Source organism: Pontibacter lucknowensis (assembly GCF_900156415.1).
Classification (GTDB): domain Bacteria; phylum Bacteroidota; class Bacteroidia; order Cytophagales; family Hymenobacteraceae; genus Pontibacter; species Pontibacter lucknowensis.
In genome coordinates, this window is record NZ_FTNM01000001.1 from 711,315 (window position 1) to 738,225 (window position 26,911).

Sequence of the window (26,911 nt, forward strand, 5' to 3'; positions counted from 1 at the left end):
CACCCATGAACATAAAACACAGCAAGTTAGAAGCCATTAACCTCGACGCTTACTACGGCGACTTCCATGCGCTCAAAAGTATCAACATTGCCATGGAAGAGAAGGCTGTGACCGCCTTCATCGGACCGTCTGGCTGCGGCAAATCCACTTTTCTGCGCACCTTCAACCGCATGAACGACTACATTGACGGCTTCCGCATAGAAGGGCAGATTTTGCTGGACGGCAGAGATATTTATACCGATGATGTTCGGGTAGACGAGCTCCGCAAAGAAGTGGGCATGGTATTCCAGAAACCCAACCCTTTCCCTAAAACCATTTATGAAAATGTGGTTTACGGTCTAAGAATTCAGGGTATTAAGGACAAGAAGATCCTGCAGGAAACCTGCGAGAAATCTTTGCAACAAGCAGCCCTGTGGAACGAGGTAAAAGACAAGCTCGACAAATCGGCACTGGCGCTTTCAGGGGGCCAGCAACAGCGTTTGTGTATCGCCCGCGCCCTGGCCATACAGCCCTCGGTGATCCTGATGGACGAGCCCGCCTCCGCCCTCGACCCGATTTCTACAGCTAAAATCGAGGACCTGATCTATGAGCTGAAGAAAGATTATACGATTGTAATCGTAACCCACAACATGCAGCAGGCTGGCCGCGTGAGTGATCATACAGCTTTCTTTTACATGGGTGAGTTGGTGGAGTACGCCAAAACCAAAACCATGTTCACGAGTCCGAAAGACACCCGCACGCAGAACTACATTACGGGCCGCTTCGGTTAAGCATTCCTATACCTGATTCACGTATAAAAATTAGTCTCACTCAAAATAAATGATACACGAATGCCTCATATAGATGTAGAACTCGAACGCCTGCGGGAAAAATTGCTGGAGATGTGGGACTTGGTGGAGCACCAGCTAACCAGCGGGCGCGAAGCCGTGATGAACGCCGACCATGAACTGTCGCAGCGCATTATCAAGCTTGAGCGCAAAGTCAACAGCTTCGACCTCAAGATCGACCGCATGTGCGAGAACTTCTTTGCCTTGTTCACACCCGTAGCCGTGGACCTGCGCACTGTGCTGGCCATCCTCAAAATTAACACCAACCTGGAGCGCATAGGCGACACCGCTGAAGGGATGGCCCGCTTCGCCTGCAAACTCGACCGCCCCTTCGACCCTGAATTGGTAGAGCTAACGAATGTGATGGTGATGTATGACGAAGCCTTAGTGATGTTCAATGAGTGCCGTACCGCCTTCAAGAGCGAGGATCCCAAACTGGCTAAGCAAATCATCAAGCGGGACAAGGCCTTGAACAAAATCTACCGCAAATCCGACGTGGTGATCGGCAAATACCTACAAAATAACCCCGACCGGATTCCCGAAGGCCTTGCCCTCCTCTCCATCATTAAAAAGCTTGAAAGAGTAGGCGACCAGGTAACCAACATGGCTGAGGAAATCATCTTTTACCGTGAAGCGAAGGTAGTGAAGCACCGTAAAAAGAAGAAAAAGAAGGAGTAGTTGAATTGATAAATTGTTGATTACTTAATTGTTGTTTTGTGGGAATAATTATCTCCTGAAACGAACAGCCTGAATTCAATCTCTTTCTGTCATTTCGACCTACGGGGGAAATCTGGATTGGCAAACTTAATACCCCAGATTTCTCACTAGTGTTCGAAATGACATAGCATAAATACTTTTCCTGCTCCAGCCCGCTATACCTATACCCCACCCCCACTTTAGCAATTATACAATTTGTGTCGTACCTTTGCGCAAAATTACGAAGGTGCTGTTCAAAGAAGTCATATACTTAATGCAGAAGGATTTCCTGCTGGAGTGGCGGCAGAAGTATGCTTTCAACGGCATGCTCCTCTACGTCAGCAGCACGGTGTTCGTCTGCTACCTCAGCTTCGGGCTTCGCTCGAATGCGCTGCAAGTGCCCGTTTGGAACGCCCTGTTCTGGATTATTATGCTCTTCACGTCGGTTAACGCCATTGCCAAGAGCTTTATGCAGGAGAACCGCGGCCGGTTGCTCTATTTCTATTCTATTGTAAGTCCGCAGGGTATCATTCTGGCCAAAATCCTTTACAACGCCTGCCTCATGCTGGTACTGGCGCTGATCTGCTTTGTATTCTACGCCTTTGTGTTAGGCAACCCTGTGGAGGACATCCCGATGTTTTTGCTGAGTATTCTGCTTGGCGCCATCGGTTTTGCTACCTCACTAACCATGATTTCAGGTATAGCCTCAAAGGCTGCCAACAGTAGTACGCTCATGGCCGTGCTTAGCTTCCCTGTAATAGTGCCGATGCTCTTGATGCTGATAAAAATGTCCAAAAACGCCATGGATGGGCTGGAGCGGGCTGCCAGCCTCGACGAACTACTTACTTTGCTTGCCATAAACATGATCGTTGTCACTGTTTCTTATATTTTGTTCCCGTACCTTTGGCGTTCGTAAGGCATGGCTTTGACAAGCGCGGTACAGCCAACCCAAAACAAAGCACAAGTAGCTGATTAAACGAAAATTAACAGACAGTTTGGGCGAAACTTTGCGACAAATCAGGCCACAGAACTGTTAGAAATAAAAAGTAAGATGGGATAAGGCGCAGGCCTGCTTCCATCATCAACAAGAGAAGAAGGAACATGAAGAAGAACTGGTGGAAAATACTGACCGTGCTGCTGCTGGTGTTTACCGTGGCGGTAGGTATGCTGTCGGATGTTCCCCGATTGGCTATCCTGAACGAGACTATCCGAAACCTGTACTTCCACGTGCCGATGTGGTTCGGGATGATTCTAATTCTGCTGGTGTCGGTAGTGTACTCTATTAAATACCTGCGCAAGCCGAGCATCAAAAACGACATCATCGCGCACGAAGCCGCTAAAGTAGGCATTCTGTTCGGTGTGCTTGGCATCGTGACAGGTATGGAATGGGCCAAGTTTACGTGGGGCGAGTACTGGAGCAACGACCCAAAACAGAACGGTGCGGCTATTGGCTTGCTGATTTACTTTGCCTACCTCGTGCTGCGCAGCTCTTTTGCCGAGCAACAGCAACGTGCCCGTATCAGCGCCGTGTACAACATCTTTGCATTCGCAGCCCTTATCCCTTTGCTGTTCATCCTGCCCCGCCTGACTGATTCGCTTCACCCAGGCAATGGTGGCAACCCTGGCTTTAACGCTTACGACCTGGATAGTAGCCTTCGACTGGTGTTCTACCCTGCTGTGCTGGGTTGGACGCTACTAGGCATCTGGATCGTAAACGTCAAATCAAGATTCGAATTACTGAGACAACGATTATATGAAAATGTTTAGAATACTGGCCATTTGCTGCTTTATGCTGGGTATGCTGCTGGCCTTTGAACCAGCCATAGCCCAAGACCAGATGGTGGAGTTCTCGTCGGCTCCGCAGCAAAACATCGAAATGGCCGACACCCTGCGTCAGGACGGTAAGATTTACGTAGTGGTAGCCGTGTTGCTTACTGTGTTAGCTGGCGTGTTGTTCTACCTGATTGCCCTCGACCGTAAAGTAGGCCGTCTGGAAAAACAGCTGAAAGACGAATACGTGAACCGCTAATTTCTTTTTGCCCGACAAGAGCAAAAAATGATAAATATCCCTATTTGCGATGGATTTAAAACGTCTTATCGTGTGTTAGGCTAACAGAAACAGAGTATCTATAATCAGATAAAGATGAAAAAGTCACACATCATCGGCATTATCGTTATCGCCATGGCCATTGGCATCATCATGACCACGGCTGGCGACGCGAGTACCTATGTTTCATTTGGCGATGCCATTGAGCTGGCCAAAGACGGTAACTCTACCAAAGTACACGTGGTAGGTCGTCTCAAAAAAGATGATCAGGGCCACATTGTGGGCATGCATTATGAACCGATGAAGGACCCGAACTACTTCGCCTTCACGCTTGTGGATACCAACCGCTTCGAACAGCGTGTAGTTTACTTCAACCCAAAACCACAGGACTTCGAACGCTCTGAGCAAGTTGTAATTACAGGCAACATGCAGAACGAAGTGTTCGTGGCTGACAAAATCCTCCTCAAGTGTCCGTCTAAGTACACGGAGAACGAAATTCAAACCAACACCGCAGCCCTGTAAATAAGTTAAGAGTTGAGAGTTAAGAGTTAAAAGTGAGACTCTTAGCACCGCACAACTCATAACTTTTAACTTTAAACTTTTAACTATCAGAAATGATTAATACGCTAATCGGAGACTTTGGCCACGCGAGTGTTATTGTTGCTTTTGTAGCGGCCATTGTAGCCTCCTATGCTTATTTTATGGCCGCGCGCCAAAAAACCGAAGAGAGCGGCGACACCAGCTGGCGCAAACTAGCACGCGGTGCCTTTTATGTGCATGCGATTGCGGTAGTAGCCATTATCTTCAGCCTTTTCAACATCATTTACGAGCACCGCTACGAGTACTATTACGCTTGGAGCCACTCGTCTAACCATCTGCCGGTGCACTACATGATCTCCTGTTTCTGGGAAGGCCAGGAAGGTTCTTTCCTGCTCTGGATGTTCTGGCATGTGGCCCTGGGCGTGGTGCTGATGAACGCTGGCAAGAAGAACAAACAATGGGAAGCGCCTGTGATGGCCATCTTCTCTTTCGTGCAGATCTTCATCTCTTCCATGATTCTGGGTGTGGTGATCGGCGATTTCAAGCTGGGCTCCTCCCCTTTCATCCTCATGCGCGACTTCATGGCTGACGCTCCGGTGTTTGCCATGGACCCGAACTTTAAGCCTGCCGACGGTACGGGCCTGAACCCACTGTTGCAGAACTACTGGATGGTGATTCACCCGCCGACCCTTTTCTTGGGCTATGCTGCTTCGCTTGTTCCGTTTGCTTTCGCCATTGCTGGTCTTTGGAAAGGCAAGTTCAGTGAGTGGATTCGTCCTGCGCTTCCTTGGTCGCACTTTGCGGCCGTAACGCTGGGTATCGGTATTATGATGGGTGCTTACTGGGCCTATGAGACGCTAAACTTCGGTGGTTACTGGAACTGGGATCCGGTTGAGAATGCGGTATACATTCCGTGGCTTGTACTGGTGGGTGGTATACATACCATGATCGCCTACCGCCGCAGCAAGCAAGGTTTGCGCGCTACGTTCATTTTGGTGATCACCTCTTTTGTCCTGATTCTGTACGCGACCTTCCTGACACGTAGCGGTATCCTGGGCAACGCCTCCGTGCACTCCTTCACCGACTTAGGTTTGTCAGGGCAGTTGTTCACGTATATGATGGCCTTCACAGTGCTCGCCATCGGCTTGCTGGTATATAACTGGAAGAAGATCCCGACGACAGAGAAAGAGCTTTCAACTTATAGCGCGGAGTTCTGGGTATTCATCGGTGCTGCCGTGCTATGCCTGGCAGCTTTCCAAGTGCTCGTAACGACTTCTATACCTGTTTACAACTCTTTCCTTGGTTTCATAGGTATAGAATCAAACGCAGCTCTGCCTGCAGACCAGATTGCGCATTATACCAAGTTCCAATTATGGGCAGGTGTAGCCATCGCCATCCTGACAGGTATAGGCCAGTTGCTGTGGTGGAAAAAGGCGAACAAGAAGAGCTTCAAAGACGCCATCACCATGCCGCTGATGCTGACATTGTTGTTTGCCAGCTTGGTAATTATCCTGTCTAACAAGTTCGATATCTTCACCTTCAAGCTCGACAACCCGGTATACATCCTGTTGTTTGTGGTATCACTGTTCGCAGTATTCGCCAACTTTAGCATCATACTTGGTTTGTTACAGAAAAAAATAACGTTGTCAGGTGGTGCTGTGGCGCACATCGGTATAGCGTTGATGTTGATCGGTATCCTGTTCTCTTCAGGCTACTCCAACATCATTTCACAGAATAACTCCGGTATGCTTTACTCACGTGAGTTCCCGGACGAGATTAACCGCGACAATGTGCTCCTGTGGCGCAACACCCCTGTGCAGATGGATCGCTTCAAGGTAAGCTACCATGGTCAGTTCCAGGAAGTGAAAGGTGTGCCAGGCTATGTGAACAAGGAACTCCTGTACCAGACCGATGACATGTACAAAGCCATCGCCCGTGGCCGAATTCAGGTAAAAGACAAGGTATATTTCGAGACAGGCGACACGCTGGATTTGATTTCTCCGGAGAATACTTACTACGAGGTGAGCTATGCAAGCGAGAAGGAAAACTTCGTGCTATACCCAAGAGCGCAAGTGAACCCGAACATGGGCCTGTTAGCCTCTCCTGACATCAAGCACTTTGCTGGCAAGGATCTGTATACCCACGTTTCCACTGTACCAGACCCGAACGAAGAGAAGGACTGGGGTGAGTTGCAGGAGTATGAAGTTTCTGCTGGTGACACGCTAGTTATCAACGATTACATTACAGTATTCAATGGCATCGAACAAATTGAGCAAGTGCCAGGTGTGCAACTGGCCGAAGGCGACGTAGCGGTTCAGGCTGCCATGAAGATCATGGGCGAGCGCAAGAACTACCACGCCCACCCTGTGCTGATGATCAAAGACCAGATGATGGGTCGTGTACCAGAAATCATCGAAGACCTGGGTATACGCATCACCTTCCTGAATATCGACACGGAGAATCACAAGTTCAAGATCGGTGTGAATGTGACGCAGAAAGACTACATCATCCTGAAAGCGATGGAGAAGCCATTTGTTAATATCCTGTGGATCGGTACCATTATCATGTCTATCGGTTTTGTTATGGCGATTGTTCGCCGTAATAAAGAAGGCAATGGTAGCGAAGGGAAAACTGCAAAAGTGAAGGAGGAGAGAAAAGCACAGGTGGCGTAATTATATTGAACCATAGTTGAATAAGGCAGGCTTGTAAAAAGCCTGCCTTATTTGTTTATTAGCTTACCTTTCCAGAATTATTTAATGAAGTCACTAACCTATGAACGTATTTATAATTCCTTCTTGGTACCCTAGTAAAGACAATCCACTCAATGGTACTTTTATAGAAGAACAAACTTATAATTTGTGTGGCTTCGTTCCAAACATAAATATTGGGGTAAGCTTATGGGGACAAAAGGATAACCAAACATTACTATGGTTAAAAGACCATATATGGAACATACCCAAGATTTTTTCGGCCAGCTTAGTTTCCACAAGCACTGCTATAATACCAAATTTGACCATATATAAATCTCCTACTTATATATGGTCACGAAAAATATTTAAAGGAAACTTGAAAGGTATAATTCGTGCCAATATGAATAATATTGAGCAATTTGTAGAACAGTATGGGCGAGTTGACTTAATTCATGCACACGTAGGTTACCCCGCAGGCCGCATCGCACTTGAATTAGGCAGAAAATTACATATACCTTATATTATTACTGAACACATGATACCTTTTCCTAGTCACTATGATACCGATAAGCAAGGCAATCTAACTAGCTATTATAGACAACCATACATGCAGGCCGCTGCGAATGTTGCTGTTGGAGAATCACTTAGGAAGACGATGATTTCGATGGGTTTGCCAAATGTAAAAACAATACCCAATTTTATAGATGAAACTTTATTTAAGTCACTAAATAACATCTCTAAATTGTCATTGCCTTCTAAGTTTACTTTTCTTACTGTATGTGAAATTATTCCCCGAAAAGGAATCGATGTGCTTCTGTATGCTATTAAAATCTTGTCTCAAAAAGGTATAAATGCAACCTTTAGAATTGGTGGAACTGGACCACTTATCGAAGAATACAAGGCTATGGCAATGAAGTTAAATATTGAGCATTGCATAGAATGGCTTGGACCTCTAACAAGGGAAAGAGCTAGGAATGAGCATCAACAGGCAAGCGCCTTTGTACTCCCGAGCCATGATGAAAGTATGGGAATAGTATACATAGAAGCACTTGCATGCGGTAAGCCAATTATTGCTACAAGGTGTGGTGGACCAGAAACCATTGTAAAAGATATAAATGGGATATTAATTGAAAAAAACAACCCAAATGAACTTGCTGCTGCTATATTGTTTATGATGAAAAACTATGACATGTATGACGCTCATGCCATAAGACAAGACTTCTTAAATAGATATTCTAAAAAAGCTGTAATTCCACAGCTAATTAATCTATACCAAGAAGTCATCAGGCAGCATCAAACAACCCCATGAACACATCCATCATAGGATCTGGCAACGTGGCCTGGCACTTGGGTAAAGCTTTGCAACAAGCTGGACATAAGATAGTAGCAGTGTATAGCCCAACCCCATCCCATCGGAAAGAGCTGGCGGAAGAGTTAGTGTCAGCTATGACACTGGACTCATTAGACATGAGAAACATTGACGCTGAACTGTTCCTGATTGCAGTGCCCGATGCGGCGCTGGCTTCAGTAGCGGCACAGTTGCAGGTGCCCGCGGGCGCTATCGTAGCTCATACCTCAGGTTCGCAGCCGCTAGCAGCATTGCGAGGTATAGCAGGCGCACAGACAAGTGTTTTTTATCCGTTGCAAACATTCTCCAAGTCTAAACCGGTTGACTTCAAAAATATCCCAATCCTTTTGGAAGCTACCGTGCCAGAAACATTACATCCCTTACAGCTCGTAGCAAATAGTATTTCAGAACAGGTATACGAGGTAAGTTCTACAAAGAGAAAACATCTCCACCTGGCGGCAGTGTTTGCCTGCAACTTTACCAATCACTTGCTAGGCATAAGCCGGGAGTTGCTCCAACAGGCAGACTTACCCTATACGCTGCTCCAGCCCCTCATCCAGGAAACCATCGCCAAGGCCATGCAACAGCACCCTTTCGATGTACAGACAGGTCCTGCAGTGCGCCAAGACCAAAATGTAATAGAAGAGCATTTGAAGTTGCTGCAAGACCAGCCGCTCTACCAGCAGGTATACCAACTGCTCTCCCAAAGTATTCAGGTTCAGCACCCCAAGGAGTAAACCTGTAACCTATTCAACGGTCATACTGTTTTATTCGAAGAAGGTATAAAGCGCCCGGCTTTGAATCGGGGGGCGGGTTTCATAACTTTGCACCTTAAATAGAAAGACAGATGAAAGTTGTAAATATAACCTTTAAGTTTAGCGATGGTTCGCCTGACCAGGTTCACCCTGCGGTGGAAGGCGAGTCGGTGCTGGACGTGGCCCTAAATAATGACATCAAGCTGCAACACAACTGCGGCGGCGTATGCGGCTGCAGTACCTGCCACGTATACATTGAATCGGGTATGGACGACCTGCCTGAGATTACTGACAAAGAGGAGGATTACATTGACCGTGCCGTGGACCCGCGCATCAACTCCCGCCTGGGTTGCCAATGTGTGGTGCAGGGCAACGAAGATGTTGTCGTGACCATACCGCCACAAGACTTCCTGGGACACTAATCCGCCACCGATCACCGGCCAAAACCGCTTATCACATAACCGAACATCCAAATAACTGATAAACACATGGATAAGAATTATGAACCGCCAATTCACTGGAATGACTACGAGGACATAGCCATGGCGCTGTACGAGAAGTTTGGCGATGACTTCAACGAGTCAAAGATATACCGCGTTCGCTTTACCGAATTGCTTGACTGGGTACTTTCGCTGCCGAATTTTGTCGGCAAGCGCGAAGAGTCTAACGAAGGCCACCTGGAGCAGATTCAGGCGGCTTGGGTATACGAGTGGCGCGACAACCAGGACTAAGCTGATATTCAGCCCTGAAAAATTCGTTATATTAAATTAAATCTATATTTTTAAAGGTCCTTTCACCAGAAAGGACCTTTTTTCTTTTACACTATGTCTATCACACAACCTGACCTTAGCCGCATCAACACCTTCGTTTTTGATGTAGACGGCGTACTTACCGACGGCTTTCTCTATGTATTCGCCGATGGCGAGAAAGTCCGTGCTTTCAACATCAAAGATGGTTTTGCCATCAAACACGCCATACGTCAAGGGTACAATGTAGCTATTATCTCCGCTAAGAACGAGCCCGGAGTGCGCGTACGGCTTGAAGAACTTGAAATCGAGGACATCATCCTGGGAGCTGACGATAAAGTGGAGGCGCTGGAAAACTACCTTTACATGCAAGGCATACACCCCGCCACAGTAGCGTACATGGGCGATGACATGCCAGATCTGGAGGCGATGCAGCGCTGCGGCTTGAGAGCCTGTCCTGCTGATGCCGCAGATGACATACGCGATGTCTGCACATTCATTTCAACTAAAGATGGTGGCAAGGGTGCTGTGCGTGAACTGATTGAGAAAATCATGAAAGCGCAGGATACTTGGTGAGAGCATTATACTTTTCTTCAATCAAATAGCAAATTTCTTTTACATAAATATTTGCATATATATAATTATTTTTTAATCTTACAGACAGTTTATTTAAAAATTATTTATTTTCATTTTTATGAAGACAGGAAAAGTAAAGTTCTTTATTGAGTCAAAAGGCTTCGGTTTCATCACCGAAGACGAAACAAATGAGGATTTCTTCGTGCACGTGACAGGCCTGAACGGTCTGCAGATCCAGCAGCACGACAGAGTAGCTTTCGACACGCAAGAAGGCAAAAAAGGAATCAATGCGGTAAACGTACAGAGAATCTGATTCAACTCTACACCGCAAAGAAAACCCCTTCCCGCAAGGGGTTTTTTTATGCCCTTTGTTTGCAGTACCACACGCCGGTTTTAACTTTGCTGCTGTCATACCTGTTACCCTGTCTTGAAAGAATTTCTGTCTCTCATCCGTTTTCCCAACTTACTGCTCATCATCTTGAGTCAGGCACTGGTACAGGCTAGTTTACTGAGTGCAGGTATAAACTTTTCAGGTATAGCCACGCCAGGCTTTCTGCTGTTGACGCTCTCGACGGTGTGTATTGCTGCAGCAGGATATATTATCAACGATTACTACGATATAAAAATCGACGCCATCAATAAGCCAGACCGTGTGGTAGTCGGGAAGAGCATACGGCGGCGCCCTGCCATGTTCACACACATGGTGCTTTCATTTATAGGGATAGCACTCGGGTTCTGGCTCTCGATTCCGGTAGGTCTTATAAACCTGGGGGCTGTCCTGCTACTTTGGGGCTATTCGGCCCGCTTCAAAAAAATGCCACTTGTAGGCAATGTTGTCGTCGCGCTCCTAGGGGCCTCCATGCTCTTGCTGGTAGCAGTGTATGCAGGTAAACTCAACAACATCACGATTAGCTATGCAGTGTTTGCTTTTATGATCTCACTTATCCGGGAGATTATAAAAGACATGGAGGATGTGCGGGGCGACGCTTCTTTTGACTGCCGAACACTGCCAATTGTGCTGGGTATACGACGGGCCAAATATGCGCTATACCCAATCATCGCACTTTTCCAGGCTTTCCTGCTTTTGGTTATCTTCCACCCCGTCACAGGTATAGGCTTTGATGTATACATGCTACTACTTGTGCTCCTTCCGAGTATCTGGATGACGGTGAAACTGGTGCGGGCCGACCGCAAGCGAGATTTCACATTCCTGAGCAACCTGGGCAAGTTCATTATGCTGACCGGCATCCTGTCCATGCTTTTGATCAATTAGCCTGTATCCCCTTCCAGGCATACCTGGGCTTTCTCCTGAAGCAACAGATCGCCAGCCGCTTAGGTCTTGCGTTTTAGATCTGCTTTTTGTTATTTACATAGTTCGTTTGTCTGCGCAGCGAATACCCGTACCCGAACCTACCCTATCTTATGAACAAACTTCACCAGTTACTCGAGGCCTATGGGCTTCGCAAGACGAAGTGCCGTATAGAGGTGCTTCGATTGTTTCTTGAGCATCGCCATGCGCTGGCACATGCCGCCATTGAGCAGCAGCTTGGCCCACAGTTTGACCGCGTAACGCTGTACCGCACCCTGCATTCATTTGAGGAGCATGGACTGCTGCACAGCATACCCAGCACCGATGGCATCACGCGCTATGCACTCTGCCAGCAGGCCTGCAACCGGCACCGGCACCAGCATGACCATATCCACTTCAGCTGTACCGCCTGCGGGCATACTTACTGTCTGAACGAGGTATATGTACCTACACTACGGATGCCAGAGGGGTATCAGGTAGAGGAATTTCGGTTTTGCGTGCAAGGCGTGTGTGATAAATGCGTGCTGCAACCAAAAGAACAACTGGCAAGCGCATAGCAACCATACCTGATGGCTCTAAACGCGTATGCAAAACCTTTAAATAACCCCTTGTTATGGCTGTACATACCTTAACCACTGCCGACCAGTTCCGCCAACTGGCCACATCCCCTAATAAGCTGCGGCTGTTCATGCTAGCCAAGCTGCCCATGGCTTACATGGCCGATCTGCGGGTGCGCTCCATTTCGGAGGAGCGGGCTGAGGTGACGATTCCTTATAAGTACCTCAACAAAAATCCTTTCGGCTCTATCTATTTCGCCAGCCTGAGCATGGCAGCGGAGCTTTCGACAGGCTTGCTATGCATGGCACAGACATACAAATCGGATCCTGCCGTATCGATGCTGGTGGTGCACATGGAAGGGGATTTCTCGAAAAAGGCAGTCGGAAAAATTACGTTCACCTGCGAGGACGGACCAAGTATAAAGGCAGCTGCAGATCAGACAAAAGCCACAGGTGCCGGTGTAACGGTAGTGGCCACCAGCATTGGCACCGACCAAAGTGGTGATAAAGTAGCGGAGTTTCGGTTTACCTGGTCATTAAAGGCAAAACTTAAAGTATAGCGCTTTTTATTGCCATGAAAACATACATCGTTCTGCTCAGAGGTGTGATGCCTACCGGGAAAAACAGAGTGCCAATGGCACAGCTCCGACAGGTGCTGGCTGATGCCGGCTTTCAGCAGGTCCGCACCTGGATTCAAAGTGGCAATGTCGTGCTCCAAAGTGATTTATCGGCTAAGGAGCTAGAGGTGAAGGTACACCAACTGATAAAAGAGTACATTGGGCCGGAGCTGGCCATCGTGGTAAGAACAAGTGAGGAGCTCAGAAAAATGCTCGACAATAACCCGTTTCAGGGAGAAGAATACCTTATGACACGGGTATTTTTTGTGTCTTTTCAGGAGTCGCCGCCTGAGGAAAAGGTACAGGCGTTGCTTGCGCAAGACTTTGCGCCGGAGAAACTCAGCCTTAACTCCACAGCAGGCTATATGTATATACCCCAAGCCTTCAGCGACAGTAAGCTTAGCAATAATTTCCTGGAGCGAAAGCTTAAGGTAACGGCCACTACACGAAATTTCAATACTATATCCAAAATGATTGAATGGGCTGAAGAGGCATAAGTTGAGCACAGCAAGGAAACTAATAAGCGTAATAAGCAACAAAATCAAAATGCAATCTACCGCCCCAACACCCGAGCTATACCTGACCGAGCTGCCTGAAGAGCGGCAGCAAATCATGGCTGACTTAAGAGCTGTAATTCTCAGGCATATACCCACTGGTTTCGAAGAAGTGATGGGCTATGGCATGTTAGGCTACGCCGTTCCCCACACCTTATACCCAGCCGGCTATCATTGCGACCCAAAACAGCCGCTTCCTTTTATGGGCATCGCTTCGCAGAAGAACCACATCGCCGTTTACCACATGGGCATCTATGCCGATGAAGTGCTCCTGAATTGGTTTAAAGAAGAATACCCCAGGCATAGCAAATTCAAACTCGACATGGGCAAAAGCTGTATCCGTTTCAAAAAGGCGGAGCATGTGCCGCTGGCATTGATTGGGGAACTGGCCTCAAAGATGACGCCGCAGGAGTGGATTGAGCTATACGAAAGCGTGCTCAAGCGATAAAAGCCATACCTTTTCTGCGTTCTTTTGCTGGCTTCTATACCCAAACCCGCTATATTTGCAGCTTCATTACAAAGCCTTACTTTGGAACGAGCAGCTAAAAAGAATATAGTCATTTTTGCTTCAGGTTCGGGCAGCAATGCACAGCGCCTGATGGAGTACTTCGAGCACCACCCGGAGATTCGTGTGGCCGCCCTGTTCGCCAACAACCCGAAAGCGTATGCCCTTAAACGAGCCGAGACCTTCCACGTCCCGGCTTTTTTATTTTCCCGTGACGAGTTTTACAACTCCACTAAAGTGCTGGAGCAGGTACAGTCCTTCCAGCCCGACCTGATTGTGCTGGCGGGCTTCCTGTGGCTAGTGCCGCAGAACTTCCTGAAGGCCTTCCCAGACCGCATTATCAACATCCACCCTGCCCTGCTGCCCCAGTACGGCGGCAAAGGCATGCATGGCCTCAACGTGCATACGGCCGTTGTTACGGCGGGCGATAAGGAATCAGGTATAACCATCCACCGCGTGAATGAAGAGTACGATAAAGGTGAGTTTGTGCTGCAGGAGCGCTGCCCCGTACACCCCGACGACACCCCCGAGGATCTGGCAGCCCGCGTACTGCAACTGGAGCACAAATACCTGCCGGAAGTAGTGGAACGTTTGATACTCGAAATGCCCTAGGGCGAACCAAGTACGTTACGCGAGCATCGGCATATAAACTATTAAAGAATTAGCACATTAAAAACAGCCCATACCCTATGCAATCTGTTAAAATCAAATCCGCACTTATCTCGGTTTACTACAAAGACCGTCTCGAGCCACTGGTAGAGCTCCTGAAGCAGCACAATGTCACCATCTACTCCACAGGCGGCACACAGGCTTTTCTTGAAGAGCAAGGTGCTGACGTAGTGGCCGTAGAAGACCTGACTGCTTATCCTTCTATTTTCGGTGGTCGCGTGAAGACGCTGCACCCGAAAGTGTTTGGTGGCATCCTGCACCGCCGTGCCAACGAGAGCGACCTGTCTGAGCGTGAGCAGTACGAGATCCCGCCAATCGACCTCGTAGTGGTTGACCTATACCCTTTTGAGGAGACAGTGGCATCGGGTGCATCAGAAGCGGATGTGATTGAGAAAATTGACATTGGCGGTATTTCCCTCATCAGAGCGGCAGCCAAAAACTTTCAGGACGTGCTGATCGTGTCTTCGCGCGAGCAGTACGACGAAGTGGTGGAACTTTTGAAAGAAAAAGACGGTGCAACAGAGCTGGCAGACCGCAAGCGTTTCGCAGCCAAGGCTTTTGACATTTCCTCAAACTACGACACGCACATCTTCAACTACCTGAGCAAAGAGCAGGATATCCACGTGTTCAAGCAGAGTGTGCGTGAGGCCACGCCGCTACGCTATGGTGAAAACCCGCACCAGCAAGCGACGTTTTTCGGCAAGCTGGAAGACCTGTTTGAGCAACTTAACGGCAAGCAGCTCTCTTACAACAACCTAGTAGACGTAGACGCTGCCGTAGCACTGGGCGCTGAGTTCGAAGAACCGGCTGTGGCTATTCTGAAGCATACCAATGCCTGCGGTTGCGCTACCGGTGAAAACATCAAAGAAGCCTACCTGAATGCACTTTCTACAGACCCGGTTTCTGCTTTTGGCGGTGTAATCATTGCCAACAGAACCATCGACCTGGGTGCTGCCGAGGAGCTGAACAAGCTTTTTTTCGAGGTACTGATCGCCCCGGATTTCGACGCTGACGCACTTGACCTATTGCGCACTAAGAAGAACCGCATTCTGCTTAAACAAAAGCCTGTAGAGTTGCCAGCCAAGCAGTTTAAAACCCTGCTTAACGGTGTGATCGAGCAGGACAAAGACCTGAAAACTGAGACAGAGGCCGATTTCAAAACAGTTACTAAGCGTGAGCCTTCAGCAGAGGAGAAAAAGGCTTTAGTATTTGCAGCCAAGGTTTGCAAGCACACCAAGTCTAACACTATTGTATTTGCTACCGACAAAATGATGATTTCGAGCGGTGTGGGCCAGACCTCCCGTGTAGACGCCCTGCGCCAGGCCATCGAGAAAGCAAAGGGCTTCGGCTTTGACCTCAGCAACACTGTTATGGCCTCCGACGCGTTCTTCCCGTTCCCGGACTGTGTAGAGATTGCCGACCAGGCGGGTATAAAAGCCGTGGTGCAGCCGGGTGGCTCTATCAAAGATCAGGACTCGATTGACTACTGCGACGCCCACAACATGGCGATGGTGATGACAGGCGTGCGTCATTTCAAGCACTAAGCAGATATAGCCTCTGCAATCTAAAAAGCCTCACCCAAATGGGTGAGGCTTTTTACTTAGCGCACTATCCAATTTTATACCTATACCTGCGTTATGTAGGTCATCAAAGAGAATTGTATGGAACGTGGGCAAGAAAAAAATTGAAAACTTTTACCTGTTCCGCCTCAGCATTATTAATTCCGCTGAAAATCACTAATTTTGCGGCTAGTTTTTGATTAGAAATATTGTATATTAAACATATAACAGGCAGCCGCACGCCTTTACAAACTAAGAATGGGACTATTTAACTTTCTTACCAGCGATATAGCCATTGACTTGGGTACCGCCAATACCCTGATTATTCATAACGATAAGATTGTGGTGGACGAGCCGTCCATCATCGCCGTGGATCGCACCACGGGTCGTGTACTCGCTATTGGTCGCAACGCCATGCAAATGCACGAAAAAACCCACGAGAACATCAAGACTATTCGTCCGCTGAAAGACGGTGTGATCGCCGACTTCCACGCCGCCGAGGAGATGATTCGTGGCATGATCAAGATGATTGACACGGGTCGCCGCTTGTTCCAGCCTTCGCACCGCATGGTAATTTGTATCCCATCAGGTATAACCGAGGTGGAGAAACGAGCCGTGCGTGACTCAGCCCAGCATGCCGGTGCCAAAGAGGTATGGATGATCCAGGAGCCAATGGCTGCCGCCATAGGTATAGGCATCGACGTGGAGCAGCCGATCGGCTCCATGATTGTGGATATCGGGGGTGGTACTACTGAGATCGCTGTAGTGGCCCTTTCGGGTATCGTGTGCGACCAGTCTATCCGCATTGCCGGCGACGTGTTCACCAAAGACATTCTGGACTACATGCGCCGCCAGCATAACCTGCTGATAGGTGAGCGCTCTGCCGAGAAGATCAAGATCGAGGTTGGCTCTGCGCTGACAGAGTTGGAGAACCCACCGGCTGACTACGAGATCCGTGGTCGTGACCTGATGACAGGTATACCAAAGGTGATCAAGGTGACTTATCAGGAGATTGCTATTGCGCTGGACAAGTCGGTGTCGAAGATCGAGGAAGCGGTACTGAAGGCGCTGGAAATCGCTCCGCCGGAGCTGTCTGCCGACATATATGACAACGGTATCCACCTGACAGGCGGTGGTGCCTTGCTGCGCGGCTTCGACAAGCGTCTGGCTGCCAAAACCAAGCTGCCGATCCACATTGCCGAAGACCCGCTTAGAGCGGTGGTGCGCGGCACAGGAGCGGCCATCAAAAACTTAGAAGGCTTCAAGAACGTCCTGCTGACCTAGTAGTACCGCATGCGGAATCTATTTGCTTTTATATACCGGTTCCGTGCGTTCCTTATATTCGTGCTGCTGGAGGCGCTGTGCATCTTCCTGATCGTGCGCTACAACACGTACCAGGGAGCTGCCATGTTCAACTCCGCCAACACCTATGTAGGACGTGTACTGGAGTTTCAGAGTGGTGTAACCGACTACTTCCGGCTGGCGTCTGTTAACAGCACGCTGGCACAGGAGAATGCCGTCCTGCGCCAGCAGCTAATGTATTACAGGCAGGAAGCCGATGCGGACAGCACCGATCAGCTCGACACAACCTATTACGCCGCTTCCGATTCCTCCAAGTCAGAGCCCTTTATTTTGCATGCCGGTCGGGTGATCAACAACTCGGTACGCCGCACCAACAACTACCTGACACTCGCTGCAGGCAGTTTGGATGGGGTAAAACCAGGTATGGGCGTTATTTCCCCGAATGGCGCCGTGGGGCGTGTGAAGACGGTTTCACGGCATTACGCGACAGTTACCTCGCTGCTGCACTCGCAAATGCTGATCTCGGCCAAAATTCAGAAGGACAACACCTTCGGCACGATTAAATGGACAGGTGGTGATTACCGTACCGCCCTGCTCGACTATATCCCGCTGCACATCAAGCCGGAAATAGGAGATACTGTGGTGACCAGTGGCTATAACACCGTTTTCCCGGAAGGCATCATGGTGGGCACGATCAGTGAGGTGGAACGCGAGCTTGACAAGAGTTTTTATACCATCCGGGTAAAACTGGCCGTTGACTTTGCACAGCTGTCCTATGTGTACGTGGTTGAAAACCCACGCAGGCCAGAACAGGATTCACTAGAAGTAGAAGCAGGTATACTCCCCCATGAATAGCAGCTTAGGTATAAGACATATCGTACAGTTTGTCGTGTTTGTAGCTTTGCAAATACTGCTGATGGACAGCCTGGTGCTCTTCGGTACCGGCTTCAGCTTTATTTACATTGCTTTCCTGCTGTTCCTGCCCATCAACATGAACCGTGTGTTGCTGCTCTTCCTGGGCTTTATAGCCGGATTTGCGGTAGATATTTTTTACGACACCATGGGCATACATGCCGCGGCAAGTGTGTTGCTGGCTTATTTAAGGCCTTTCATTTTGAACCTTCTCACACCGCGTGATGGTTACGATACCAATGATTCAGTGAACATACATGTGATGGGCTGGCGCTGGTTTCTGGCTTATGCGCTTACTCTGATTCTGGCGCATCACACGGCTGTCTTCCTGCTGGAAATTTTCAGCCTGGATGGATTATCAGCCGCAGTGCCTAAAATTTTACTGAGCGTGTTGTTTACAGGTGTGGTCATGGTGATCCTACAATTACTGTTCTTCTCCCTTAAGAGAGCGAATAGATGAATTATCTCGAAAACAGAAAGTACGTCATACAAGCGATATTCCTGGCAGTAGGCATCGTCTACGCGCTGCGCCTGTTTTACATCCAGGTGGTTGACAGCAGCTACAAGCAGGCTGCCGAGACGAACGCTATCAAGACGGTTATCCAATACCCTTTCCGGGGACTGATCTACGATCGTAACGGCGATCTGCTGGTGCAGAACACACCCGTGTACGACCTAATGATCGTGCCTAAAGAGGCCCGTAACATCGACACGCTGCGTCTGGCCAGCATGCTGGATATTACAATCGAAGACGCCCGCGAGCGTTTCAAAAAAGCCCGTGCCTACTCTTGGGTGAAGCCCTCTATTTTCCAGCAAATGCTGAGCACGGAAGACTTTGCGCATATTCAGGACAACCTGATCGATTTTCCCGGATTTTACATTAACGCCCGTACGGCCCGCGGTTACCCGCACCGGAGTCTGGGACATGCGCTTGGCTATATCGCCGAAATAAGCCCCAAACAGCTCGAAGACAGCACTTACGCAGGCTACCGCCCCGGCGACTACATCGGCAAGGCAGGTATAGAAATGGCCTATGAAAAATACCTGATGGGCAAACGGGGCGTCAAGTACAAGATGGTGAACGTGCGCGGCATCGACAAAGGTTCTTTCAAAGATGGTGCTTATGACACCCTCTCTGTGGCTGGTCAGAACATGGTAAGCACCATCGATTTGGATCTGCAGGCCTATGGCGAACACCTGATGAATGGCGCCAAAGGCAGCATCGTGGCTATTGAGCCGAAGACCGGCGAAATCCTGGCTTATATTTCGGCCCCATTCTACGACCCGAACCTGTTTACCGGCAAAGACTACGGCAAGAATTACATGACATTGCTGCAGGACCCGGACAAGACCATGTTCAACCGACCGATCATGGCTGATCGTAACCCGCCAGGCTCTATCTTTAAACTTACGCAGGCCCTTATAGCACTGGAAGATGGGGTTATAAACCCTAACACAACATACGCTTGCAACAAATCCCTTGTGAATTGCCACCCACACCCATCGCCACTCGATTTGCGTGGTGCCGTGCAGCACTCTTGCAACCCGTGGTTTTTCCAGGCTTACAAGGCGCTGATTAACCAAGGCAAGTCCAAAAATACCTTTACCGATACTTCCCTGGGACTGAAGGACTGGCGCGAGCACGTGCTCACCTTTGGCTTCGGCAAGAAACTGGGCATTGACATACCTGGCGAAAAGTCAGGCATCATTGCCTCCACCGATCTGTATGACCGTGTGTATGGCAAGAACCGTTGGAAGTACTCTACCATTTACTCGCTCAGCATCGGGCAGGGTGAACTTGGTGTAACGCCACTGCAAATGGCGAACTTTATGGCCATTGTCGCTAACAAGGGCTACTACGTAACGCCACACCTCATCCGCTCGATTGGCGAGGACGGCAAGCCTTTGGCGGAGAACTACGAGCGCCACTATACTTCCGTAAAGCCACACCACTTCGACCCGATCATTGAAGGTATGGCCGAAGTAGTGCGTGCTGGTACGGCTCGTCGCGCCAATCTGTCTAAGGTAGGTATAACGGTATGTGGCAAAACAGGTACAGCCCAGAACCCACAAGGCCCTGACCACGCTGTGTTCGTGGCCTTTGCCCCTATGGAAGACCCTAAGATTGCGATTGCTGTATATGTGGAGCACGGTAAGTGGGGAGGTCAGTCAGCCGCTCCTATTGCGGGCCTGATGATCGAGAAGTACCTGACAGACACCGTGACGATCAAGGAGCAGGAGAAGTGGGTGTTGAGCCGTGAGTATTTGAACATTAAATCGAAGTAAGGTATGCCAACAGGAGGACAGGGATTACTCAAGGAGAGAGTGGTGCAGCCAAGCAGCCGTCGCCAGACCACGAGCGTATTCGGCAACCTGGACTGGTTCACCGTGTTGCTCTACTTTGTGCTGGTTGCGCTAGGCTGGATGAACATCTATGCTGTAGTTTATAGCCCTGACAACGTGGTGAACATCTTCAGCTTCGACATCAACTCGGGAAGGCAGCTAACGTTTATTGCCACCGGTGTGATTCTGATGATTGTGCTGCTCGTGGTCGATTATAAGGTATACGAGCACCTGGCTTTCCCCATTTATGGGGGCATTATACTCCTGCTGCTCTTTACGCTGGCAGTAGCCAACCCTGTAGCTGGTTCACGCTCCTGGCTCGATCTGGGAGGTGGTTTTCGCCTGCAACCTGCAGAGCTAGCTAAGTTTGCCACAGCACTGGCCATATCTAAATATCTGAGTCAAGTGAGTCTGCGCCAGCAGAAGATGAAAGACCAGATGATTCTGGCTGCCATCACCTTTCTGCCAGCGGTTATTATCATCCTGCAGAATGAGACAGGCTCTGCACTCGTGTTTGGTGCTTTTATATTAGCTTTCTTCCGCGAAGGCATGTCGCCGCTGATCCTTATTATTGGCGGCTCAGCAGCGGCTATTTTTATCCTGACGTTGCTTGTGCCTAAGCTGTACCTGCTAATTGGCATCGCCGCGCTCATGGGTCTGGCCATGTTCCTGGATTATCGTCTGATGCGCCGCTTCAAGACCATGATCGCACTTTTTGTGCTGGTGATAGGCATGGTGTTTAGTGTAGACTATTTCGTAAATGACGTACTGCAGCCACACCAGCAGAACCGTATTAAGGCACTTATTAACCCAGAGGCCGATCCATTGGGCTATGGCTGGAACGTGACACAATCCAAGATCGCAATCGGCTCTGGCGGTTTCTGGGGCAAGGGCTTTCTGGAAGGCACGCAGACCAAGTTCGACTTCGTGCCCGAGCAGAGCACCGACTTCATCTTCTGCACCATCGGTGAAGAGCATGGTTGGGTGGGAAGCACCATCCTGATAGCGCTCTTTCTGCTGCTCATGATGCGCATCGTGTACATTGCCGAGCGGCAGAAGTCCGTCTTTGGCCGTACCTACGGCTACTGTGTCGTGTCGGTCATCTTCTTCCACTTCGTCATCAACGTGGGCATGACCATTGGTCTGGCGCCAGTGGTAGGTATACCGCTGCCTTTCTTCAGCTACGGCGGTTCCTCGCTGTGGTCGTTTACCATCCTGCTGTTTATTCTGCTGGCCATTGATGCGAACAGGAACAGGGAGTTGGTGCGATAAGGTTTAGCCTTATATCCTGGAGCAAAATTTTCAAGTCCGTGCAGAAGCATGCCTGCTGTACGGACTTCCTTTTTTATCCCGCTCTTCAACCAAAGGGGCCATACATTACAGAAAAGTAAAGCATACTTTCAAAGCACTTCTACCTCCAATAGTTTGGTCCTTAGAAAACGGCTGTTCACTAAATTGCTGTAGGCTGAAATAGCTTACTGAAAGCATATAACGTTAACATTTAGTAGTTCCCTCGCATACCAGTTACTGCAGCTAGAGACGAGTTACAGCCAACTTTAAAACCAAACAAAATGCCTAAGTATGTAATTGAAAGAGAAGTTCCGGGCGCTGGTAATCTAACGCAGGAGCAGTTACAGTCCATTTCACAGACTTCCTGTGGTGTCCTGGATAATATGGGCCCCAAAATACAGTGGGTACACAGTTATGTGACGGATGACAAGATCTATTGCATTTACAATGCGCCAGACGAAGAAACGGTGCGGGAACACGCAAAGCAAGGTGGTTTCCCAGCAAACTCTGTAAAAAGAGTGCATGCCATGATAGATCCGGTCACCGCAGAACAACCAGCTTAGTAAGCTTCAGTTCTGACAAGAGCTACTGTGACCCGCTATACAGGTATGTGTTAGCTGAGCACAGGTAGCAGGTATAGCTTTGTCTTATCTGCCCGATAGTACTTCAGGCGCTATACCTGATCTTAGAGGTATAAGTCGGCTTGCTAATAACCTGCCCGGTCTTGGGATTTATAAAACGCACTTTCCCCCGCCTCAGTAGCTGCTCATAAGCCTCCTTGTAGTTCTCTAGAATATAATGGGTACCGATGCTGTGCATTTCGTGTACCTGCTGCACTGTACGGTTATTATAATCTGTTGCCCGCCGAGAAAGGTCTTGCACTAAATTAGCGATGGAGTACTTATAATGCTCCTGAAACAGGGACATCTGTTGATGCTGCAGGTTAGCTCCAAATAATGGCACGCCGTCTTCCTGGTAATCGCTGTATTGCGTCATGATGTCTTTGAGACGGGTATAGGCTTGCTCCACTTTAGAGGCAAATACCAGATAGCGACCCGTTTGCATCTTATCAGGACGGTTAATCCTGAATCGGAAGGTATAGCAGCCTTTTTCTGCCAAAATGCTTTCAAAGCTGTCTAACAGGTATTCCTCTCTTCTTTCGATGTTCCTGTTCTTCTTCTGAAAGTCTTTTAGCTGGCCAAGCCGCTCTCCGAATAACATACCCAATGTTTCATCAGTTTTTGCTTTTTTCAGAGCTACTTGCAGGTCCTGTAGCGTGAAATGCACGAACAGCCCCGCTTCCCCATGCTGTAGCAAATCACACAGTCCTTTAAGCGAAAAACCGCTTCTAAATGGATTCATAAAAGTAAAAGCAGCCGGCTCTTCGTCCAGCACCTGCCTTAGGTCTGCTTCTGCTGTTTCCTGACCCAAAAAGACCGGCGTGTGCTGCAACTCTGGGAAGTAAGGCAATTGCTCAACTTGCTCCTGCAATTGGCTCAAAGCAGCGGAGTCAGTATCGTAAAAGACAGTCTTGACGGCTCTGTTCAAATCAGTCCGGGTACCTGTGCTTTTGTAAAGGAGTCTTAATATTTGAGCAGGAGGACTGGTGTTATTAAATGGGCAACCATCTTGTCCGGCTTCAAAATCGAGGAAAAGGATTGGGATCCCTGTGTTAAGCGGGTGCTGTAGCATAGCCGCTGCCCAGGCTTCAAAAGAACTCAATAATAGTTCTCCCCTGATATCAGCAACAGTCCGTTCTGTCTTAAAGAAGCTCTTACTCTCTGCTCCAGCCATGTGTGATCAGCTTACCCTCTGTTGTTTGTTTACTTTTGAACCCTCACATACGGCAAACCTGCTTCTGCCGCTGTTTAGGACTCGGTTCCAGCAATTTTGTTGCGCGTCTGTTGCGCTATAATGCAAAAAGCCCCTGTAACTTCCGTTACAAGGGCTTTTTTCTTAAACTATAGTACCAGGAGCGGGAATCGAACCCGCACGAGCTTGCGCTCACAAGATTTTAAGTCTTGCGTGTCTACCAGTTCCACCATCCCGGCAACCTTCGGGCTGATCCCGAAGAAGTGACTTTAAAAAACAAAGACGTTGCTTATCACAACGTCTTTTATCTTCTTCATTTGAGCGGGAGACGAGGTTCGAACTCGCGACCTCGACCTTGGCAAGGTCGCGCTCTACCAACTGAGCTACTCCCGCTTTTAGTCATTTCCTAAACCCCTTAGCGATTTAGTGATACAAAGATATAGACAAAATTTCAGAAGTCAAGAGGCTGCGCTAAAATTTTCTACTACTTTTTGTTTTCCTCCTGATTTTCAGAGAGAAAATTTTCAAAAAAATTCAGACGCAGCCCGGCTATACCTTTCAGCGTACCACTTCGCCTTTATCTTTTAACAACAATTTGAGCTCGTTGAGTTTCAAAAGTGCCTCTACAGGCGTGATCGTGTTAATATCGAGCTGCTCCATGAGCTCTTTTACACGCTGCAGCTGCGGGTCCTGCAGCTCGAACATGCTTAGCTGGTAGTTATTTTTCGGAGCTGACTTCATCCGTTGTTTCGGTGCGTTCTCTGACACCTTCTCTTTCTCAAGGTGGTGCATGATCTCATCGGCTCGCAGCACCACGCTGTTCGGCATACCGGCCATCTGGGCCACATGTATACCGAAGCTGTGTTCGCTGCCGCCCTCCACCAGCTTGCGCATGAACAGGATCTTACCGCCCGTCTCCTTCACCGACACGTTGAAGTTCTTCACGCGGGTCAGGTCTTCGGCCAGCTGGTTGAGCTCGTGGTAGTGCGTGGCAAAAAGCGTCTTGGCTCGGAATTTTGGGTGGTTGTGCAGGTGCTCCACAATGGCCCAGGCAATGGAAATGCCGTCGTAGGTGCTCGTCCCGCGCCCGATCTCATCCATCAGCACCAGGCTGCGGTCCGACAGGTTATTCAAGATGCTGGCCGTCTCGGTCATCTCCACCATAAAGGTCGACTCGCCCTTCGAGAGGTTATCTGAGGCCCCCACGCGGGTGAATATCTTGTCGATGATACCGATGTTAGCTGCCTCGGCCGGCACAAAACAACCGATCTGCGCCATCAGCACAATGAGGGCGGTCTGGCGCAGCAGGGCACTCTTACCGGCCATGTTCGGACCCGTGATGATGATCACCTGCTGCTCTTCGTTGTCGAGGTAGATATCATTTGGCACATACTCCTCCCCCAGCGGCAACTGCTTTTCGATGACCGGGTGACGGCCTTTCTTGATGTCGAGCACATGGCTGTCGCTCACTTCGGGCTTCACATAGTTTCCGGCCACGGCTATACCTGCAAAGGCGCTCAGGCAGTCGATCACGGCAATCACCTTAGCGTTTTGCTGAATTTGCCCCACATAATCCATAGCCTGCAGCACCAGTTCGTTGAACAAGCTGAACTCAATGGTATAGATGCGCTCCTCTGCGTTCAGGATTTTCTCTTCGTAGGTCTTAAGTTCCTCAGTAATGTAACGCTCAGCATTAACCAGCGTCTGCTTACGAATCCAGCTGGCTGGCACTTTGTCTTTGTGCGCGTGCGTTACTTCGAGGTAGTAGCCGAATACTTTGTTGTAGGCAATCTTTAAAGAACTTATACCTGTGTTGCGTACTTCCCGCTGCTGCAGCTGGGCCAGATAATCTTTGCCCGAAAAAGCGATTTTTCGCAGCTCGTCCAGCTCCTCATTCACCCCGTCGTTGATCATGTTGCCCTGATTGGTGAGCATCGGGGCATCCGGCTTCAACACATTTTTGATCTCTTCACGGAGTCCGTCGCATGGCGCCAGCTGATCAGCTAGTTTTACAAGCGCAGGTATACCACTGGCAGCCAGCATTTTCTTAATCGGCTGAATAGCGTCCAGCGCCTTGGCCAGCTGCATCAGCTCCCGTGGGTTCACACGGCGCACGGCTACTTTGGAAATAAGGCGCTCGAGGTCGTTGATTTGCTTCAGGTGCAGGTATAACTCGTCGAGTAGTTCGCCGTGCTTGGTGAGAGCCTCCACCGTATCGAGGCGGCGCTTGATTTGCACGACGTCCTTCAGCGGCAGCACTACCCACTTTTTGAGCAAACGGGCACCCATCGGCGTGGTAGTCTGGTCCAGAATCTGAATCAGCGGCACGCCGTCCTGATTTTGCGGGTATACCAGCTCCAGGTTGCGCACCGTAAAACGGTCGAGCCACACATACTTGTCCTCCTCCAGTCGCGATATGGTGGCGATATGGCTGATTTCATGATGGTGCGTTTCGGAGAGGTAATGCAGGATAGCGCCCGCCGAGGTAATACCCTCCTGCATCCCCTCTATACCAAAGCCTTTAAGCGAGGTCGTACTAAAATGTCTTGTTAATGACTCGTAGGCGAAGTCATAACTAAACACCCACTCCTCCAGCGCATAGTATCTAAAGTCAGGGCCGTAGCTCTGGAAGAAAGTCTCTTTCTCGCGCTTACAGAACAGCACCTCCGCCGGGGCCAGACTCTGCAGCAGCTTGCCCACATAGTTTTTGTCACCTTGTGCCGTGATGAACTCGCCTGTAGAGATATCCAGAAAGGACACGCCAGCCTCGGTCTTACCAAAGTGCACAGCCGCCAGATAGTTGTTGCTGCGCTTTTCTAGTACCTGGTCATTGAAGGAAACACCGGGTGTTACCAACTCGGTCACACCCCGCTTCACGATGCCTTTTACCGATTTCGGGTCCTCCAGCTGGTCGCAGATGGCGACACGCTCACCAGCACGCACCAGTTTAGGCAGGTAGGTATCGAGGGAATGGTGCGGAAAACCGGCCAGTGCTGTTTCAGAAGACGAGCCGGCACCGCGCTTGGTCAGCACAATGTCTAATATCTTACTGGCCCGCACGGCGTCTTCGCCAAAGGTTTCGTAAAAATCCCCTACCCTGAATAGCAGCAGCGCGCCCGGATGCTTCGCCTTAATGGCGTTGTACTGTTTCATCAGTGGGGTTACTGTGCCGTTGTCTCCTCCTTTCATACTTGTATATTCTTTCTGGGAAGTAGCTTCCCGGTTAATCTTATTATGCTATGGCGCGAGCGTCCACG

Annotated in this window: 28 protein-coding genes and 2 tRNA genes; 26 read left to right on the forward strand and 4 right to left on the reverse strand. The window is 49.2% G+C overall.

The annotated features are described in order from the left end of the window. Positions 1–5 precede the first annotated feature (5 nt). From pstB to BW972_RS03265, 26 genes are all read left to right on the forward strand, one after another. Positions 6–770: a phosphate ABC transporter ATP-binding protein PstB gene (gene pstB, locus BW972_RS03140; protein ID WP_007652354.1), complete on the forward strand. Its 765-nt coding sequence runs from the start codon at positions 6–8 to the stop codon at positions 768–770. A 60-nt stretch (positions 771–830) separates the two neighbouring features. Continuing rightward, positions 831–1,505, forward strand: a complete 675-nt coding sequence (gene phoU / locus BW972_RS03145) for a phosphate signaling complex protein PhoU (protein WP_007652355.1) — start codon at positions 831–833, stop codon at positions 1,503–1,505. Between the two features lie 292 nt (positions 1,506–1,797). Then, positions 1,798–2,439 (forward strand): heme exporter protein CcmB, encoded by a 642-nt coding sequence (locus tag BW972_RS03150; RefSeq protein WP_007652356.1) that lies wholly within the window; start codon positions 1,798–1,800, stop codon positions 2,437–2,439. A gap of 185 nt (positions 2,440–2,624) precedes the next feature. Further along, positions 2,625–3,290 (forward strand): cytochrome c biogenesis protein, encoded by a 666-nt coding sequence (locus BW972_RS03155; RefSeq protein WP_007652357.1) that lies wholly within the window; start codon positions 2,625–2,627, stop codon positions 3,288–3,290. Beyond that, on the forward strand, positions 3,277–3,552 hold the full coding sequence (locus BW972_RS03160; RefSeq protein WP_234986277.1) for a CcmD family protein: 276 nt from the start codon (positions 3,277–3,279) through the stop codon (positions 3,550–3,552). Before BW972_RS03155 ends, BW972_RS03160 begins: the two co-directional genes overlap by 14 nt. Before the next feature lie 114 nt (positions 3,553–3,666). Further along, on the forward strand, positions 3,667–4,092 hold the full coding sequence (locus BW972_RS03165) for a cytochrome c maturation protein CcmE domain-containing protein (protein WP_076421004.1): 426 nt from the start codon (positions 3,667–3,669) through the stop codon (positions 4,090–4,092). 92 nt (positions 4,093–4,184) lie between these two features. Continuing rightward, positions 4,185–6,782: a cytochrome c biogenesis protein CcsA gene (ccsA, locus tag BW972_RS03170; RefSeq protein WP_076421006.1), complete on the forward strand. Its 2,598-nt coding sequence runs from the start codon at positions 4,185–4,187 to the stop codon at positions 6,780–6,782. A gap of 100 nt (positions 6,783–6,882) precedes the next feature. Next, a complete protein-coding gene (locus BW972_RS03175; protein ID WP_007652360.1) occupies positions 6,883–8,109 on the forward strand; it encodes a glycosyltransferase in 1,227 nt (408 codons plus the stop codon). Continuing rightward, positions 8,106–8,885, forward strand: a complete 780-nt coding sequence (locus tag BW972_RS03180; protein ID WP_076421008.1) for a Rossmann-like and DUF2520 domain-containing protein — start codon at positions 8,106–8,108, stop codon at positions 8,883–8,885. The genes BW972_RS03175 and BW972_RS03180 overlap by 4 nt, the downstream gene beginning before the upstream one ends. 110 nt (positions 8,886–8,995) lie before the next feature. Further along, a complete protein-coding gene (locus BW972_RS03185) occupies positions 8,996–9,325 on the forward strand; it encodes a 2Fe-2S iron-sulfur cluster-binding protein (protein WP_007652363.1) in 330 nt (109 codons plus the stop codon). 66 nt (positions 9,326–9,391) lie between these two features. Next, complete coding sequence (gene iscX, locus BW972_RS03190) at positions 9,392–9,634, forward strand: Fe-S cluster assembly protein IscX (RefSeq protein ID WP_007652365.1); 243 nt, start codon at positions 9,392–9,394, stop codon at positions 9,632–9,634. Positions 9,635–9,727: 93 nt separating this feature from the next. Continuing rightward, a complete protein-coding gene (locus tag BW972_RS03195; protein WP_007652367.1) occupies positions 9,728–10,225 on the forward strand; it encodes a KdsC family phosphatase in 498 nt (165 codons plus the stop codon). A gap of 118 nt (positions 10,226–10,343) precedes the next feature. Next, positions 10,344–10,538 (forward strand): cold-shock protein, encoded by a 195-nt coding sequence (locus BW972_RS03200; protein WP_007652369.1) that lies wholly within the window; start codon positions 10,344–10,346, stop codon positions 10,536–10,538. 114 nt (positions 10,539–10,652) lie between these two features. Continuing rightward, the gene (locus tag BW972_RS03205; RefSeq protein WP_007652371.1) at positions 10,653–11,498 is read left to right on the forward strand and encodes a geranylgeranylglycerol-phosphate geranylgeranyltransferase; all 846 of its coding nucleotides are present in this window, start codon (positions 10,653–10,655) and stop codon (positions 11,496–11,498) included. A 149-nt stretch (positions 11,499–11,647) separates the two neighbouring features. Further along, complete coding sequence (locus BW972_RS03210; protein WP_007652374.1) at positions 11,648–12,091, forward strand: Fur family transcriptional regulator; 444 nt, start codon at positions 11,648–11,650, stop codon at positions 12,089–12,091. 56 nt (positions 12,092–12,147) lie between these two features. Further along, positions 12,148–12,651, forward strand: coding sequence for a PaaI family thioesterase (locus tag BW972_RS03215; protein ID WP_143731823.1), 504 nt, complete (start codon positions 12,148–12,150; stop codon positions 12,649–12,651). Between the two features lie 14 nt (positions 12,652–12,665). After that, positions 12,666–13,205, forward strand: a complete 540-nt coding sequence (locus BW972_RS03220; RefSeq protein WP_076421010.1) for a DUF1697 domain-containing protein — start codon at positions 12,666–12,668, stop codon at positions 13,203–13,205. A gap of 49 nt (positions 13,206–13,254) precedes the next feature. Then, a complete protein-coding gene (locus tag BW972_RS03225; protein WP_076421012.1) occupies positions 13,255–13,710 on the forward strand; it encodes a DUF1801 domain-containing protein in 456 nt (151 codons plus the stop codon). An 81-nt stretch (positions 13,711–13,791) separates the two neighbouring features. After that, positions 13,792–14,379, forward strand: coding sequence for a phosphoribosylglycinamide formyltransferase (gene purN / locus BW972_RS03230; RefSeq protein ID WP_076421014.1), 588 nt, complete (start codon positions 13,792–13,794; stop codon positions 14,377–14,379). A gap of 77 nt (positions 14,380–14,456) precedes the next feature. Further along, entirely contained in the window at positions 14,457–15,980 is a 1,524-nt protein-coding gene (gene purH, locus BW972_RS03235; RefSeq protein ID WP_076421017.1) for a bifunctional phosphoribosylaminoimidazolecarboxamide formyltransferase/IMP cyclohydrolase, read from the forward strand. A 273-nt stretch (positions 15,981–16,253) separates the two neighbouring features. Further along, a complete protein-coding gene (locus BW972_RS03240; protein ID WP_007652384.1) occupies positions 16,254–17,279 on the forward strand; it encodes a rod shape-determining protein in 1,026 nt (341 codons plus the stop codon). A 9-nt stretch (positions 17,280–17,288) separates the two neighbouring features. Beyond that, complete coding sequence (gene mreC / locus BW972_RS03245; RefSeq protein ID WP_076421020.1) at positions 17,289–18,152, forward strand: rod shape-determining protein MreC; 864 nt, start codon at positions 17,289–17,291, stop codon at positions 18,150–18,152. Continuing rightward, on the forward strand, positions 18,145–18,669 hold the full coding sequence (locus BW972_RS03250) for a hypothetical protein (RefSeq protein WP_007652391.1): 525 nt from the start codon (positions 18,145–18,147) through the stop codon (positions 18,667–18,669). Before mreC ends, BW972_RS03250 begins: the two co-directional genes overlap by 8 nt. Then, positions 18,666–20,495 carry a penicillin-binding protein 2 gene (mrdA, locus tag BW972_RS03255; RefSeq protein WP_076421022.1) on the forward strand — a complete coding sequence of 610 codons (1,830 nt, stop codon included), beginning with the start codon at positions 18,666–18,668 and terminating at the stop codon, positions 20,493–20,495. The genes BW972_RS03250 and mrdA overlap by 4 nt, the downstream gene beginning before the upstream one ends. Before the next feature lie 3 nt (positions 20,496–20,498). Next, a complete protein-coding gene (gene rodA, locus BW972_RS03260) occupies positions 20,499–21,824 on the forward strand; it encodes a rod shape-determining protein RodA (protein ID WP_007652393.1) in 1,326 nt (441 codons plus the stop codon). 299 nt (positions 21,825–22,123) lie between these two features. Then, positions 22,124–22,405 (forward strand): DUF4242 domain-containing protein, encoded by a 282-nt coding sequence (locus tag BW972_RS03265; RefSeq protein WP_007652394.1) that lies wholly within the window; start codon positions 22,124–22,126, stop codon positions 22,403–22,405. A gap of 103 nt (positions 22,406–22,508) precedes the next feature. Here the strand turns inward: BW972_RS03265 and BW972_RS03270 are convergent, their stop codons facing one another. From BW972_RS03270 to mutS, 4 genes are all read right to left on the reverse strand, one after another. After that, the gene (locus tag BW972_RS03270) at positions 22,509–23,390 is read right to left on the reverse strand and encodes a class I SAM-dependent methyltransferase (RefSeq protein WP_234986278.1); all 882 of its coding nucleotides are present in this window, start codon (positions 23,388–23,390) and stop codon (positions 22,509–22,511) included. 419 nt (positions 23,391–23,809) lie between these two features. After that, positions 23,810–23,893, reverse strand: a tRNA-Leu gene (locus tag BW972_RS03275). Positions 23,894–23,974: 81 nt separating this feature from the next. After that, a tRNA-Gly gene (locus BW972_RS03280) sits at positions 23,975–24,047 on the reverse strand. 165 nt (positions 24,048–24,212) lie between these two features. Continuing rightward, positions 24,213–26,843, reverse strand: a complete 2,631-nt coding sequence (gene mutS, locus BW972_RS03285; RefSeq protein WP_076421026.1) for a DNA mismatch repair protein MutS — start codon at positions 26,841–26,843, stop codon at positions 24,213–24,215. Positions 26,844–26,911 lie beyond the last annotated feature (68 nt).